This window comes from Photobacterium sp. BZF1, from assembly GCF_014349205.1.
GTDB lineage: Bacteria > Pseudomonadota > Gammaproteobacteria > Enterobacterales > Vibrionaceae > Photobacterium.
The window spans coordinates 1-15,239 of the sequence record NZ_JACSOF010000014.1; the positions used below are offsets into that span (position 1 = coordinate 1).

The 15,239-nt window shown below is 52.5% G+C and carries 11 protein-coding genes; 4 read left to right on the forward strand and 7 right to left on the reverse strand.

Going from position 1 to position 15,239, the window contains the following annotated elements:
- Positions 1-160 precede the first annotated feature (160 nt).
- Entirely contained in the window at positions 161-415 is a 255-nt protein-coding gene (locus BIZ37_RS04570) for a DUF3624 domain-containing protein (protein ID WP_187460503.1), read from the forward strand.
- An 86-nt stretch (positions 416-501) separates the two neighbouring features.
- Here BIZ37_RS04570 and argH read toward each other — a convergent pair whose 3' ends face one another.
- The 4 genes from argH to argC all read right to left on the reverse strand — a co-directional run bounded on the left by argH (position 502) and on the right by argC (position 5,563).
- Positions 502-2,379, reverse strand: coding sequence for an argininosuccinate lyase (argH, locus tag BIZ37_RS04575; protein WP_107299015.1), 1,878 nt, complete (start codon positions 2,377-2,379; stop codon positions 502-504).
- Positions 2,380-2,438: 59 nt separating this feature from the next.
- Positions 2,439-3,647, reverse strand: coding sequence for an argininosuccinate synthase (locus tag BIZ37_RS04580; protein WP_187460504.1), 1,209 nt, complete (start codon positions 3,645-3,647; stop codon positions 2,439-2,441).
- 99 nt (positions 3,648-3,746) lie between these two features.
- Entirely contained in the window at positions 3,747-4,538 is a 792-nt protein-coding gene (gene argB / locus BIZ37_RS04585) for an acetylglutamate kinase (protein WP_370577308.1), read from the reverse strand.
- Positions 4,539-4,549: 11 nt separating this feature from the next.
- Positions 4,550-5,563 carry an N-acetyl-gamma-glutamyl-phosphate reductase gene (gene argC, locus BIZ37_RS04590; RefSeq protein ID WP_187460506.1) on the reverse strand — a complete coding sequence of 338 codons (1,014 nt, stop codon included), beginning with the start codon at positions 5,561-5,563 and terminating at the stop codon, positions 4,550-4,552.
- 619 nt (positions 5,564-6,182) lie between these two features.
- On the opposite strand from argC, the gene ppc reads away from it, so the two are divergent.
- The gene (gene ppc, locus BIZ37_RS04595; protein WP_187460507.1) at positions 6,183-8,813 is read left to right on the forward strand and encodes a phosphoenolpyruvate carboxylase; all 2,631 of its coding nucleotides are present in this window, start codon (positions 6,183-6,185) and stop codon (positions 8,811-8,813) included.
- A 414-nt stretch (positions 8,814-9,227) separates the two neighbouring features.
- Entirely contained in the window at positions 9,228-9,791 is a 564-nt protein-coding gene (locus BIZ37_RS04600; protein ID WP_187460508.1) for a PadR family transcriptional regulator, read from the forward strand.
- 59 nt (positions 9,792-9,850) lie between these two features.
- Here BIZ37_RS04600 and metF read toward each other — a convergent pair whose 3' ends face one another.
- The 3 genes from metF to BIZ37_RS04615 all read right to left on the reverse strand — a co-directional run bounded on the left by metF (position 9,851) and on the right by BIZ37_RS04615 (position 14,656).
- Entirely contained in the window at positions 9,851-10,741 is an 891-nt protein-coding gene (metF, locus tag BIZ37_RS04605; RefSeq protein WP_187460509.1) for a methylenetetrahydrofolate reductase, read from the reverse strand.
- A 330-nt stretch (positions 10,742-11,071) separates the two neighbouring features.
- Positions 11,072-13,489, reverse strand: a complete 2,418-nt coding sequence (locus BIZ37_RS04610) for a bifunctional aspartate kinase/homoserine dehydrogenase II (protein ID WP_187460510.1) — start codon at positions 13,487-13,489, stop codon at positions 11,072-11,074.
- A complete protein-coding gene (locus tag BIZ37_RS04615; protein ID WP_187460511.1) occupies positions 13,490-14,656 on the reverse strand; it encodes an O-succinylhomoserine (thiol)-lyase in 1,167 nt (388 codons plus the stop codon).
- A 177-nt stretch (positions 14,657-14,833) separates the two neighbouring features.
- Here BIZ37_RS04615 and metJ point away from each other — a divergent pair, with 177 nt between their 5' ends.
- The gene (gene metJ / locus BIZ37_RS04620) at positions 14,834-15,151 is read left to right on the forward strand and encodes a met regulon transcriptional regulator MetJ (protein ID WP_068330548.1); all 318 of its coding nucleotides are present in this window, start codon (positions 14,834-14,836) and stop codon (positions 15,149-15,151) included.
- Positions 15,152-15,239 lie beyond the last annotated feature (88 nt).

The window sequence follows — 15,239 nt, forward strand, 5'->3', positions numbered from 1 at the left end:
GATGCGGGAGCACCCAAAAGTGACTCCGAATACATTAGCGCAAACCAACCCCGTCATTAGAAATTGTAGTTGCAATAACGGGGCGGACCATACATTTTTTATTCCCGCCAGATCCCAACGAGGATACACTACCGGTAGGAAGAAAAAGGAGAATGCCCTGATGGGATGTCAAGCCTGTACACGTTCTGCCTTCTGGCAGAAATTAGGCCGATGCCGACGCTGTATCCGCCAATTGTCGGTCCTGAGCCCGCTTAGCTGGATTGCTTGGTTCATTTTCTACCGCCACCAATCCACAACCATCGAGGCCATCACCCTTTTTGTCGCGGCAGGCAGTATGACCCTGCTGCTGCTTGCCCATGGCCTACGTGCCTGGCAACTCAGGACAACTGACACATCAGAAGCGAAAAACGGATAAAAAAAGCCCGACATAGAGCCGGGCCAATAGACTAAGAGATTTCACTTGTTATTCGGAAGTTCACACGGAGGTTCACCCTCGGTGGCTTATGCCACGTTGACTGTTGGGATGACCTGCTCCTGATCCATCCGGACTTCCAATGCCACTTCATCACAAGCATGCTGGCGTGGACAACGGTCACAATCTTTCATCACCTTCTCAGGCAGCAGTGACTTCGAGGTCGGGACAAAGCCTTGTTTCATAAAGAATTCCGGCACACGGGTTAGCACAAACACTTTCTTGATGGCCATCTGCCCGGCTTTCTCTATCAAATGCTCGACAATCGCCTTGCCCTGCCCCTGATGCTGCCAGCCGGCTTCCACACCCAACGAGCGGATTTCGGCGAGGCCGGAATCGTAGACATACAGTGATGCACAACCGGTGACCGTACCGTGGTGCTCGGCTACAGCAAAGGAGCCGATATCGCGCACCAACTCGTTACGCATCCGAGGTAGGTTCTCACCCAGACCAGACCAATAGGCCACCATCCCTTCGATAGCATCGAGGTCGGTCAGGCGAGCGCCACGTACCTTGACCACCGGTGAGTAGCGTTTCTCGAGACGTTTCTCCGCCTGGTCAATGGCAAAATCAACCTGGTTTGGCGCGACCCCACCGAGGGCACAACGTTTTTCAAGGCATGACTCGATTGTCAGGATCGGATAAACATCCTCATCAATCACTTCGGAGAAGGCCTTCATTTCGGCCAGCGACAACTCTTCAAGTGCACACCCTTTCTCTATCGCGGCGACAACAGCGACACCGACGATATGGTGGGCTTCACGGAACGGGATCCCTTTAGCCACTAGGTAATCCGCTAACTCGGTAGCATTGGAGTAACCTTGCATCGCCGCTTCAAGCGTCCGGTCCTTGTTAACCTTGATTCCTTCAAAACACAGTGCAGCCATTTCCATACACTCGTACCAGCTGTCGAGAGCATCGAACAGGCCTTCCTTGTCTTCCTGCATGTCCTTGTTATAGGCCAGCGGCAGCGCCTTGACGGTCATCATCATCCCGGTCATCGCACCGTAAACCCGACCGCATTTACCCCGGATCAACTCCAGTGCATCCGGGTTTTTCTTCTGCGGCATCAGGGACGAGCCAGAAGTTACCGTATCGGCCAGCTCAATAAAGTTAGACTCACCGGAGTTATAGAAGATCAAATCTTCTGCCATCCGGGACAGGTGCAGCATAGAAATCGATGCCGTCGACAGCAATTCCATCACATGGTCACGGTCCGACACCGAGTCCAAGCTGTTGCGTGTCGCACGCTGGAAGCCAAGGCTATGGGCCAATACCTCACGGTCAATCGGGTAAGCAGTACCTGCTAGCGCACCGGAGCCAAGCGGACAGGTATCTAGCCTATCCAGCGCATCAGACAAACGTGAGTAGTCACGCTCGAACATCTCAACATATGCAAGGCACCAATGGGCAAAAGTCACCGGCTGTGCCCGCTGCAAGTGGGTATAACCCGGCAAAACCGTCGCCTGGTGCTGGCGAGCTACAGTCACCAACTGATTCTGAAGCTGGTCGAGCATCAGCAGAAGTTGCTGCCCCTGCTGACGACACCATAGTTTGAGGTCTGTCGCTACCTGGTCATTACGCGAACGACCGGTGTGGAGCTTCTTGCCGAGGTCCCCGACCTTGCCAATCAGCTGCTGCTCGACCCAGCTATGGATATCTTCAGCATCGGAGCGCAGGATCTGTTTCGGATCCTCCATCACCGCCAACTTGAGCTCATTGAGTGCCAACTCGAGGCGCTGCTGCTCCTCGTCAGTCAACACATTGACCTGGCGCAGCGCCTTCGACCAGGCGATCGAGCCGACGATGTCCTGCTCCGCCAAACGGTAATCAAAACGCAATGAGTCGTTGAACTGCTTAAACCGTGTGTCAGCCGCCTGACTGAACCGTCCGCCCCATAGTGCCATGGCCTTTCTCCTATGTATCTTGCTCGACTTGCTCGTTATTTATAATGTCGTGGTCCGGGTTATTTCTTTTGTTCGTTCAGCGCACGGATACGGCTTGCCAACGAGTAAAGGCGGATAAAGCCACCTGCATGGCTGTGATCGTAGACCTCGTCCTCACCGAAAGTCGCGAACTCTTCGGAGTACAAGCTATTGGCCGAACGCTTCTGTACCACCGTAGCTTGGCCTTTATACAGTTTAACGACAACCTCACCGCTCACATCTTGTGACAGCTCTTGCGCCGCAGCCAGCAAAGATTTGCAAAGCGGCGTGAACCAACGGCCATCGTAGATCAGGTGCGATGCTTTCAGGCCAATGCTCTCGCGGAACTCAAACGAGTCTTTGTCCAGTACCAACTGCTCTACCGCACGCAGGGCTTCATTCATGATAGTGCCACCCGGGGTTTCGTAACAGCCACGGGATTTGATGCCAACAAGGCGGTTCTCGACGATGTCGATACGGCCAACACCGTGCTCGGCCCCTTTCTCGTTGAGGTAAACCAGCGCGTTGTAAGGTGACATGGCTTCACCGTCTACAGCCACAATCTCGCCTTTTTCGACCAGGATAGAAACCTGCTCAGGTTTTTCCGGCGCATCTTCAGGATCCTTGGTCCAGACCCAACACAGTTCATTCGGCTGGTTCCATGTCTCTTCTAGCACACCGCCTTCAGTAGAGATATGCCAGGCATTGGCATCACGAGAGTAAATTTTTTCCAGCGAAGCAGTACAAGGGATATCACGCTCGGCTAGGTAATCAAGCAGGGCTTCACGGCTACGCAGGTCCCATTCACGCCATGGTGCAATCACTTCTAGCTGAGGGGCGAGTGCCGCGTAGGCGCTTTCGAAACGGACCTGGTCATTACCTTTACCGGTACAGCCATGGCAAAGGGCATCAGCACCGACTTCAAGTGCACACTCAACCTGCGCCTTGGCAATAATAGGACGGGCCATCGAAGTACCCAGCAGGTATTTGCCCTCGTAAACCGCACCAGTCTTCAAGCTTGGATAGATATAATCCTTAACCATCTCTTCTTTTAGGTCGGCGATGTAGCAAGCCGATGCACCAGAAGCCAAGGCTTTCTCCTCGATGCCTTCTAGCTCTTCTTCACCCTGACCGACATCGGCCACGAATGCCACGACTTCACAGTCATAGTTTTCCTTTAGCCAAGGAATGATTGCCGAGGTGTCCAGACCGCCGGAATAAGCCAATACCACTTTATTTACTTTGCTCATAACTCTCTCCTGATTGCCTGTTCGACGGTCTTCCCGCTCAGGCGTTATCTCAATCCGTGTGTACTAATGTGTGTCTTAATTGGTTCTTTACCGCAGGTACTAGGCCTGCGGAGAAAATTTGGTCCCGATGCTCTGGCCATCAAACAGTGCCGCCAGCTTGTCCGGGTAACGCCAGGTCGCCACTTCAATCGAGCGCCCTAGGGCATTGGCTGCTTCGAAGGCAGCGCGTACCTTGACGACCATGCCATCGGTAATCACCGCCTGGGCAATCAGCGCTTCAGCCTGAGGCTCAGTGAGTTCGCTGATCAGCTTGCCCTTACCATCCAATACCCCGCTGACATCGGATAGCAGTACCAATTCGCCATCAAGTGCTGCCGCAACGGCCACTGCTGCCTGATCGGCATTCACATTCATCAACTGGCCGTTGGCATCAAGGCCAATTGAGCTGACAATCGGTAAGAAACCCGATGCCATGATTTGGCTTACCAAGCTGCTATCACCCGGCTCCGCATTGCCCACAGAACCCAGTTCAGGGTCCAGCTCAGTGACTTTGCATAGGCCTCCGTCAGCCAAGCTCAAGCCGACAGCAGGTACACCTGCTTTTTGCGCCTGCCCTTGTAGCAATTTATTAGCTGTACCTGCCAAGGCTCCTGCGATGTAGGGAATTTGGTCAGCCGGTGTAACCCGCAACCCTTCTTTTTTCACTGTTTCTAGTTGCAACTTGGCCATCAGATCATCGACCAGGTAGCCGCCACCATGTACCAGTACCAAAGGACGCTGAGCTTGTTTCTGGTAGGCACTGATTGCGCCGAACAATTTCTCCAGGGTCTCACCGCAAGACAGTACGGCACCACCGAGCTTTATAACCAAAGGGACCTGACTCATCGCTATTCTCCTAACCTTTATACCAACGCTGTAAGCTGAGGGAAACCATTTCGAATATTTATGCACTGCATCGCTTGCGACGAGGCACCTTTTAATAAGTTATCAATCGCAGACGTTAAAATAATGTGTCCACCCTGTATCTGCCAGCCAATATCGCAGAAACACGTACCGACCACACTTTGTAGTTTCGCGGCCTGCTGGCCCAACAAACGCACCGCATGCTTGTCGCCATTACCGGCATAAGCTGCTTGCATCGCAGCTTCAACCTGCACGGCGCTAACACCGTCAGCCAACTTGGCTGTGATGGTCGCCAGGATCCCACGCTTAAAGTTGCCTAGATGAGGGGTAAAAATAACGTCCTGCCCCAGATGGGTAGCGATTTCAGGTTGGTGGCGGTGGTTGAAAATGCCATAGGCCTGCAAGCTGACTTCACAGAAACTGTTGGTCATCGACGCCTTGCGGCCAGCACCAGACACCCCGCTTACCGCATTGATCACCGGCCACTGCTGGGTATCCAATAGCCCGCTTTCAATCAAGGGCTTCAGGGCCAGTTGCGAAGCGGTAGGGTAACAACCAGGAACCGCAACCAGCTGGGCACTGGAAATAGCATCATGGTTCCATTCGGCAAGGCCATAAACCGCTTTTTCCAACCACGCCGGGAATTGGTGGTCAAAGCCATAGAACTGGGTATAAAACGCGTCACCCTGAACCCTAAACGCCCCCGACAAATCAAACACCTGACAACCAGAAGCCAAAAAGACCGGAGCCAAGTCATGGCTCACTTCATGTGCTGTTGCCAGCAATACAATGTCACCGGCCTGAGCCACATCTTGCGGCGAGCAAAGTGGTTGCAGCGGCAAATCAACAATGCCTTTTAGCTGGCCATGCAAATCACTGATAGACTTGTTGGCATCAAGGCTATTGGCAGAAACAAACAACCCCGCTAGGTTGAGTTTTGGGTGTAGGTGTACCATTTTCGCCAGTTCTGCGCCGGTGTAGCCGCTGGCACCGATAATATAGGTGTTCAACATAATCAATCCGTGTATTTAGGTTTTGGGTGCTTTGATTTAGGGGTGTAGCTAGCAGCAGGGCTGCCTCGGGATGGGGTGCGCAGAGGCACCAAGCGAAACTCAGCGTCGTCGGAGGGCGTGTTGTGATTGGCTATTCGCTTGGTTCATGGGGCTTCGTACCTATTTCAGTTCCGTTACAATTCTTGATACCACTTGGTTAACATTCCTAGTTTGCTAACCGTTTTACGATATAAATATTTTTATTCACATCTTTTGAATTAATATGTTTACCGACATTTGCTACCTGTGTCAACTCCTGAACGGCAAAAAATAATAAAAGGTGTCATCCCCAACGGCTTTACACTGCCCGGGCCCGTTCTTGTACAGCACAAAGCACTAAATCACACCGAAAATGAAAACTTTCTCGACATATTGCACAGCAAGCACACAGTTTTTGTGCCTTATCAGACCATTTTCAAGAAACTTTGTTACACCCTCCGTTTCATAACATGATAAAAATCAATGCACTGTCGTTTTCTTACTAGTTATGACGATCAATGTTGACCTCAAAGGCTGAACACGGCTAGATTGTTGTCTAATGAGTTAATTGGATGTAATAAATTTACGAGATGGATGCGATATGAACGAAAAGTACAGCGCGCTTAGAAGCAACGTCAGTATGCTCGGTCACATGCTGGGTACGACAATTAAGGATGCGCACGGTGAAGAACTACTGGGTAAAGTAGAAACCATCCGCAAACTGTCCAAGTCCGCCCGTGCTGGCAACCAGGACGATCGGGCCAAGCTGATCGACGAACTGCAGAACCTGCCGGATGACCAGTTGTTGCCTGTTGCCCGGGCCTTCAGCCAATTCCTGAACCTGACCAATATTGCCGAGCAGTACCATACCGTCTCGCGCCACAGTGAAGAGCATATCTTCAGTCCAGACTCCATCGATGCCCTGTTTGCCAAACTGGACGATCAGGACATCAGCAAATTCGATTCGATCCAGGCAGTCCGCGACCTTAACATTGATTTGGTTCTTACTGCCCACCCGACGGAAATTGCCCGTCGTACCATGATTCACAAGCTGGTACAGATCAACAAATGCCTCTCCAAACTGGAACTGAGCGAACTGTCCAACAGCGAGCGCCAGCGTGTTGAGCGCCGCCTTGAGCAACTTATCGCCCAGGCTTGGCATTCCGATGTTATCCGTAAACAACGCCCGACCCCGCTTGATGAAGCCAAATGGGGCTTTGCGGTGGTTGAGAACTCACTATGGCAAGCCGTTCCTGAGTTCCTGCGCCAGTTTGACGAAAAGCTTACAGCCCACCTGGGTGAAGGCCTGCCAATTGATGCCGCACCCGTCACCTTCTCGTCATGGATGGGGGGTGACCGTGACGGTAACCCGTTTGTGACATCAGAAGTGACCCGTGAGGTGCTATTGCTATCTCGCTGGAAAGCTGCGGATCTTTACCTGCAAGATGTCAAAGAGTTGGTCAGCGAACTGTCGATGGTCAAGTGCAACGACGAGGTCCGCGATCTCGCCGGTGACGAACACGAACCTTACCGCGCTATCTTGAAAGACCTGCGTACCAAGCTGACCCATACCCGTGATGTGCTTGATGCCAAAATCAAGGGGTTGGATGCACCAAGCTACGGCATCATTGATGATATCAGCCAGCTTTGGGACCCACTTTACGCCTGCTACCGCTCACTCCACGACTGCGACATGGGCATCATCGCCGACGGCCTGCTGCTAGACGTGCTGCGCCGCATCAAATGTTTCGGTGTCCACCTGGTTCGCTTGGATATCCGCCAGGAAAGCACCCGTCACTCGAACGTTATCTCTGAGCTGACCCGCTACCTGGGCCTTGGTGACTACGATCAGTGGAGCGAGCAGGACAAAGTCGCCTTCTTAGTCCGCGAGCTGTCCTCCAAACGACCATTACTGCCACGTGATTGGGAACCTTCTGACGAAGTCAAAGAAGTGATCGATACCTGCAAGGCGATTGCCGACCAGCCGCGCGAAGCCTTGGGTGCCTATGTTATTTCAATGGCCCGTACCGCTTCTGATGTACTGGCCGTTCACTTGTTGCTACAAGAAGCTGGCTGCAAATTCCGTATGGATGTGTGCCCGCTGTTCGAAACCCTGGAAGACCTCAACAATGCCGAGAGCGTCATCAAGCAGTTGATGAACATCGACTGGTACCGTGGCTACATCCAGAATCACCAGATGGTCATGATCGGCTACTCTGACTCCGCCAAAGATGCCGGTGTCATGGCGGCGGGCTGGGCCCAGTACCACGCCATGGAGTCATTGGTTGAAGTGTGTGAAGAGGCCGGCGTCGAGCTGACCCTGTTCCACGGCCGTGGTGGCTCAATTGGCCGGGGCGGTGCACCAGCACATGCTGCCCTATTGTCCCAACCGCCACGCAGCCTGAAAGGCGGCCTACGTGTGACAGAACAAGGCGAGATGATCCGCTTTAAGCTGGGCCTACCAGAAGTCGCGGTAAACAGCCTGAGCCTGTATGCCAGTGCCATTCTGGAAGCCAACCTGATGCCGCCACCGCAGCCAAAGGAAGAATGGCGCGAGCTGATGGATGTGTTGTCTGAAGTGTCCTGCGACGCTTACCGTGACGTGGTACGCGGTAATGAAGAGTTTGTCCCTTACTTCCGTGCAGCAACCCCTGAGCTAGAACTGGGCAAACTGCCGCTGGGCTCACGTCCGGCCAAACGTAACCCGAAAGGTGGCGTAGAGAGCCTGCGTGCGATCCCATGGATTTTCGCCTGGAGCCAGAACCGCCTGATCCTACCTGCCTGGTTGGGCGCCGGCGAAGCGATCCAATTCTCGATTGACAAGGGCCATGCTGCCCAGCTTGAGGAAATGTGTCGCGAGTGGCCATTCTTCTCAACCCGCCTAGGTATGCTGGAGATGGTATTTACCAAGACCAATATCGGTATCGCAGAATATTACGACCAGCGCCTGACTGATAAGTCGCTGTGGCCGATGGGCCAGAAGTTGCGTGATCAGCTGCAAAAAGACATCAAAGCAGTTCTGAACGTAGAAAACAGCGCTCACCTAATGGAGCAAAACCCTTGGGGTGCCGAATCAATCCGCCTGCGTAATATCTACGTCGAGCCATTGAACATGCTTCAAGCCGAGTTGCTTTACCGTACCCGCCGACAGGAAACCCCGTCGCCGATGATGGAAGAAGCCTTGATGGTTACCATTGCCGGTATTGCCACCGGTATGCGTAACACCGGCTAACAAATACGTAAAATAACCACAAAGGGCTAGCGTTTACCTGCTAGCCCTTTCTTTTTTCCGCAAAATTCCCCTCTTGCCTCACTTTTGAGACAGCCCCGCCAACCCTCGGTTAACTAAACTAAATCACATGCAGTGAAATCATTTGATGAAAAACCATTTGCATCAAAGAATGAATAGGAAATAACAGGCAATATATAGACCAGCATCACAAGACGGGCAATTGGTTGCACCAGTTTTCGTCGATATCGCGCTCCGATGTCGAAAAATAGTCCATTGATGTGTATGCTACGTGATCTCGATCAGGCACTGCAACAGCACGATTATAAAAACGCCAATGAGCGATGGGTACGTTGCGGCCGTCTCAGGCCATGCCGGTTGAGTTATTTTTTTGTAGTATTTTAACGGATAGAAGAGATGTCACTACCACACGTTATTTTAACTGTGTTGAGTAACCGCGATGCCACCGGTTACGATATCACCAAAGAGTTCTCCCATAGCATCGGTTATTTCTGGAAAGCCAGCCACCAGCAAGTATATCGCGAGCTGAACAAGATGGCCGGCAACAACCAGGTAACCTGTAAACTTGAACCGCAAGAGGGTAAACCGGATCGCAAGGTATACTCTATTACCGATCTGGGCCGTCAGGCGCTGTTTGAGTGGTTCCAGGAGCCTGCACGCAACCCAACCATCCGCGATGAGTTTTCTGCCAAGCTGGTAGTTTGCGGTGTGCACAACTCCGAGCCAATGCAGCAGCAGCTGGAAGGCCTGATTGAAGAGTCACACACGCTGATCAACCACTACAACGAAATGGAAAAAATCCATTTTGCTGACCACAAGAGCCTAGATCGCCAATCCCGTCTTGACCGTCTAACCCTTCGCCGCGCGATCCACAACCGCCAGGCTTGGATTGACTGGGCAGAGGAAGTATTGGCCGAGCTCAAGGATATGGATTCGGCAGGTAGCCCAGTTGCCCTGTAAGCCGTAACCAAAGAACATAAAAAAAGCCGCTTAAAGCGGCTTTTCTTTTATCTGTGTGATTATGCTTTGGCACGAACCCCTAGCGTGTGGCAGATAGCATAGGTCAGCTCGGCACGGTTTAGGGTATAGAAGTGGAAGTCCTTCACCCCTTCCCGGCTCAGCACCCTTACCATGTCGATGGCATTACTGGCACCCACCATCTGGCGGCTCAGCAAATCATCGTCCAGTCCTTCATACTGCTTTTCAAGCCAGCCTGGAATTTTAACATTGTTGGCATTGGCAAATCGTTTGGCCTGCTTCATGTTGGAGACAGGCAGGATCCCCGGCACGATTTCCACATCAATACCCGCCGCCACACAGCGGTCACGGAAGCGTAGGTAGCTTTCCACATCAAAGAAAAACTGGGTGATAGCACGGCTGGCACCGGCATCGACCTTGCGCTTGAGGTTGATGAGATCAGCCTGCGCACTCTTGGCCTCCGGGTGGACTTCAGGATAGGCCGCAACCGAGATGTCGAAATCAGCTTCCGAGCGCAGCAGTTCAACCAAGTCCGCCGCATACATATCTGGTTTGACACCTTGCTCAGGGAGGTCGCCACGCAGGGCAACGATATCACGGATGCCGTTGTTCCAGTAATCACGGGCAATGCTTCGCAATTCGTCACGGGTCGCATCGATGCAGGTCAAGTGTGGCGCAGCCACCAAACCGGTTTGATCCTTGATGTCCTTGATGATCGAGTGGGTACGGTCACGCTCACCCGAATTGGCACCGTAGGTCACTGAGACAAATTTAGGCTGCAGCGTTTTCAGGCGGTGAATGGAATTCCACAGCGTCTGCTCCATCTGCTCACTGCTTGGTGGAAAGAACTCAAAAGACACATTGATGTTACCGTCAATGTCTGCAATGTTCTGGTTCAGTGAATCCAAGTGGCTTGCGTATGAATACCCCATAATCCATTCCTTACTCTTGTTGGCGCTCGGCCGCTCCCTAAACTGATGACATCTGAAATAACCGTTTAGACGTCTATATGTCTACAGAATGTCTTGTAACCAATTTAATGTCAACATGATGATCATGAATATTTTTCAACTTCAAATTGCATGATCTTCAACATTGGCAGGCCATAAAAAAGCCCGCTGATAGCGGGCTTTATGGTATTTCGGTATTTTTTTGGCAACTTGAACTGGGTGGTTTTGCATAACTAGTGAATTACACCAATTACCAGCATCACCATTAGCCAATTTCACTTGCATTCATCGCCCGTAGTCCTCGGCAAAGGCTTACAGCATTGCCGCTAGACGGTTAATATCTGAGAGCAGCGCACCAGCCGTCACATCACGGCCTGCACCCGGCCCGCGGATCACCAATGGGTTGTCACGGTACCAGCGACTCTCGATGGCAAAGATGTTGTCACAAGGGAGTAAATTGGCCAGGGCATGCTCACGAGACAACGCCTCGATACCAACAACGGCCTTGCCATGGCGATCCAAGCGGGCTACATAGCGCAGTACCTTCTCTTCTTTCTGCGCTTTTCGCAGGCGCTCATGCAATAACTCATCAAGCTCGACAGATTGCTCGAAGAAATCATCGACCCCAAGTGATGCCAATGCGTCTGGTACCAGTGTTTCCACCTTGACCTGCTCAGGCTCCAATGACAAGCCTGACTCACGGGCTAGGATCACCAGCTTGCGCATCACATCACTGCCATCCAGATCATGGCGCGGATCCGGCTCGGTCAACCCCTGTTGCCAGGCCAGCTCAACCAGCTGGGAGAATGGCACTGAGCCATCATATTGCTGGAACAGCCAAGACAGGGTGCCGGAGAAGATCCCCGACAAAGCGATGATTTCATCCCCGCTTTCACGTAAGTCACGTACCGTGTGGTTAACAGGCAAGCCTGCCCCCACCGTTGCATTGTAGAGCCAGAAGCGGCTGCTCTTGGCAAAGGCATCAATCACCTGGTGATAAGCTTCTCCCGAAGCCGAACCCGCCACCTTATTAGCAGAGATCAGGTGCAAACCAGACTCCGCCACTTGTGGGTAACGCGCTGCCAACTCACTGCTGGCCGTCACATCAAGCACGATGACATCGTCATAGGTATTGTGTGCCAGCACCGACAACCATTGATCACCGCTATATTCTACTGACTCATCGTCAAAGGCATGTTGGGCACGGCTAACATCAATACCGTCAAAATCAATCCAATGACGGCGGCTATCGACGACACCAATCAGGGTAAAGCTCATACCGTGGCGCTTTTCCAATGTGGCTTTCTCGGTTTCGAATAGCTCCAGCCACCGGCTACCGATATTGCCCTTGCCACAAAGCACCAGACCAATCCGCTTCTGGGCTTGGAACAAGTTCTGGTGAATCCCCTGGATCAAGCTATCGGTATCGGCCTTTCGCAATACCGCGACCAAACTCAACCCCGATTCAGACTCAGCTATAAACTCTAGCGCCTGCCCCTTAAGTTGCTGGTAGAAGCCATAGCAATGCACCGCATTATTCACCACGCCGGCCCCTACCGCAGCGACCAGAGAGAAACCCTCGCGCAAACGCAGTTCGGCGGCAATGCCGCTATCCTGAAGCTGGGCCAGAACGCTGTTAACGACCTCGGCAGTATAGGCCAGTTGCACCCGGCCTTTATCAGGCTCAAAGCTGCTGGCAAGCGGCTGTAGTTGGGTCCGCTGCAGGAAGCGCTCGATATCTGTAGCAATAGGGGCAAAATCATGGGCGCGGGTCACCGATAGTTCGATCAGGCACACCTCATCAAGTGACGTGATGATCTTGGCCCCGCGTCCTGACGCAAGTACCCGTTCCACCCGGGTCGAGCCTTGCTCCGGTTGGTGGCTGCAACGCAATGTCAGGTCAATCGCACTTTGTGCAACGGGCTGTAAGGTACGGCTATGCAAAACAGGCGCAGCCAAGCGGGCCAGTTCACTGGCCTCATCCAAGCGTAGCAAAGGCAGTAGGCAAGCATCTGCAACCTTACGCGGGTCAGCACTGTAAACCCCAGCCACATCACTCCAGATTGTCACCCTATCAACATCAGCCAGGGCGCCAATCACGGTTGCCGAATAATCCGAACCGTTACGGCCGAGTAGTACAGTCTCGCCCGCGCCATTTTGTGCCATGAAGCCGGTGATCACGACACGCTGTTGACTGTACTGAGCGAGCTGCTCCTTGAGCAGCGGCCAAGATAGCGCACGGTCAACTTCCGGCTGTGCGGCCCGCTCGGCCCGAAGGAACCGGCGAGAATCAAGGTTGGCTGCAGGTAGTTGTTGTTTAGTTAGCAAAGCGGCCAACAAACGGGCTGACCACTGCTCACCGTGACCAAGCACCTTGGCTTGTTCAGCCTCTGACTGTGGCTTTTCGGCCATACCCGACAGAACACCTAACTCAAGGTGCAACTGGGTCAACAGTTCATCCGCTACCTCACCGTCAAGCAGCGACTCAATCAGCCCCTGCTGAAAACTACGCAGAGACTGCAAAGCCTCATGGGCCTGACGGCCATCCTTGTCCAGTAGTTCAAGCCATTCGATCAGGCAGTTAGTGGTTTTACCTGCCGCCGATACAACGACCAAATCATTTTCGCTGGAATACTCACGCAAGATCTCGGCCACCCTTAGGTAGCACTCTGGATCAGCTAAGCTGCTGCCGCCAAACTTGTGCAATTGACGCGTAACAGGATGACTCATTTACGCTACCTCCGCCGCTTTGTTGAAAGCCTGCTCCAGATCGGCAATCAAATCTTCCGGATCCTCAAGGCCAACCGATAGCCTCAGCAGGGACGGTTTCAGTCCAGCCTCGGCTTGGGCTTCATCCGACATAGCACGGTGGGTCATACTTGCCGGGTGACAAATCAAGCTTTCCGTGCCACCGAGTGATTCCGCCAATGAGAAACAGTTTAGCGTTTTAACAAATACTTCAAGCTGCGCCATACTACCGGCAATCTCAAAGCTCAGCATTGCACCGAAGCCCTTTTGCTGCTTGAGTGCTATCGCATGGCCAGGGTGCTCTGGTTGGCTTGGATGGTAAATATTCCCTACCAACGGTTGCTGCTGTAGGTAAGCCAGGATCTGACGGCTGTTTTCTTCATGCATTCTCATCCTTGGTGCCAAGGTACGCAGGCCACGCAAGGTCATATAAGCATCAAACGGCGCACCGGTGGCACCAATACAATTTGCCCACCAGGCGATCTCCTCGGCATGCTCCGCCTGCTTGGAAATCAATACCCCACCGACGACATCTGAATGACCATTGATGTATTTCGTCGTGGAATGGACAACAAAATCGGCACCAAGGGCAATCGGCTGCTGGAGGATCGGAGACAGGAAAGTATTATCAACCGCCACCAGCGCACCCACTTGCTTGGCCGCCGCACAAATCTCGGTAACATCGACAATACGTAGCAATGGGTTTGACGGGGTTTCGACCCAAATCAGCTTAGGCTTTAGGGCCAGTGCTTCGGCGACAGCTTCTGGATCCGTCTGATCAATGAAACGTACTTTGAAATCACCCTTGGCCGCACGGGTATTAAACAGGCGGTAAGTGCCGCCGTAGCAGTCATGAGGGGCAATAATCAAGTCGTCCGGGCCAATTAACGCTGAAGCCAATAGGTTGATTGCCGCAGTCCCGCAGTTGGTCACCACAGCACCCGCTCCCCCTTCCAGCTCTGCCAACGCATCAGCCAGTGTGTTACGGGTCGGGTTACCTGAGCGGGAATAATCAAATTCTGGTACCTCACCTAATTGCGGAAAGCTGTAGGTCGAGGTTAAATAGAGAGGGGGTACCACAGCGTTGTACTGGGTATCAGATTCGATGCCGGTGCGAACAGCGACGGTAGCTAGCTTCTTGTCACTCATGTTTACTTTCCTTGTCAGGGTGGCCCTGGCGAATAACTTTTATGCAACAACATAACGATAAACACCGAAGACGTCAACACTTCTAGACGTCTATATGTCTTTGCTTATGGCGGTAAATCCCGCTAAAATTCAGGCATACTATATTTCATCACTTTTATATCGCTGAGAAGGTAAAAAATGGCAGAGTGGAATGGCGAATACATTAGCCCTTACGCGGAACACGGTAAGAAAAACGAACAAGTAAAAAAAATTACAGTTTCGATTCCATTGAAGGTTCTAAAAATCCTGACCGATGAGCGTACCCGCCGTCAGGTCAACAACTTACGCCATGCTACCAACAGTGAGTTGCTGTGCGAAGCCTTCCTGCACGCCTACACTGGCCAACCGCTTCCAACCGATGATGACATCCGTAAAGACCGCCCAGACGATCTTCCAGCAGAAGCGAAAGCGCTGATGGAAGAGATGGGGATCACCTACGAAGACATCAACGAATAATCGCCGGCGACTGGGTCACCATGATGTCAGCGTAATATGACAATAAAAAAACCAGCCTTGTGGCTGGTTTTTCTTTGCTTGGCTTAAT

Bases quoted from the DNA above. Each gene is read 5' to 3' on its own strand.
- BIZ37_RS04610 (WP_187460510.1), bottom strand. From the start codon at position 13,489: ATGAGTCATCCTGTTACGCGTCAATTGCACAAGTTTGGCGGCAGCAGC.
- BIZ37_RS04600 (WP_187460508.1), top strand. From the start codon at position 9,228: ATGTCACTACCACACGTTATTTTAACTGTGTTGAGTAACCGCGATGCC.
- metJ (WP_068330548.1), top strand. From the start codon at position 14,834: ATGGCAGAGTGGAATGGCGAATACATTAGCCCTTACGCGGAACACGGT.
- argC (WP_187460506.1), bottom strand. From the start codon at position 5,563: ATGTTGAACACCTATATTATCGGTGCCAGCGGCTACACCGGCGCAGAA.
- BIZ37_RS04615 (WP_187460511.1), bottom strand. From the start codon at position 14,656: ATGAGTGACAAGAAGCTAGCTACCGTCGCTGTTCGCACCGGCATCGAA.
- BIZ37_RS04580 (WP_187460504.1), bottom strand. From the start codon at position 3,647: ATGAGCAAAGTAAATAAAGTGGTATTGGCTTATTCCGGCGGTCTGGAC.
- BIZ37_RS04570 (WP_187460503.1), top strand. From the start codon at position 161: ATGGGATGTCAAGCCTGTACACGTTCTGCCTTCTGGCAGAAATTAGGC.
- metF (WP_187460509.1), bottom strand. From the start codon at position 10,741: ATGGGGTATTCATACGCAAGCCACTTGGATTCACTGAACCAGAACATT.
- argH (WP_107299015.1), bottom strand. From the start codon at position 2,379: ATGGCACTATGGGGCGGACGGTTCAGTCAGGCGGCTGACACACGGTTT.
- ppc (WP_187460507.1), top strand. From the start codon at position 6,183: ATGAACGAAAAGTACAGCGCGCTTAGAAGCAACGTCAGTATGCTCGGT.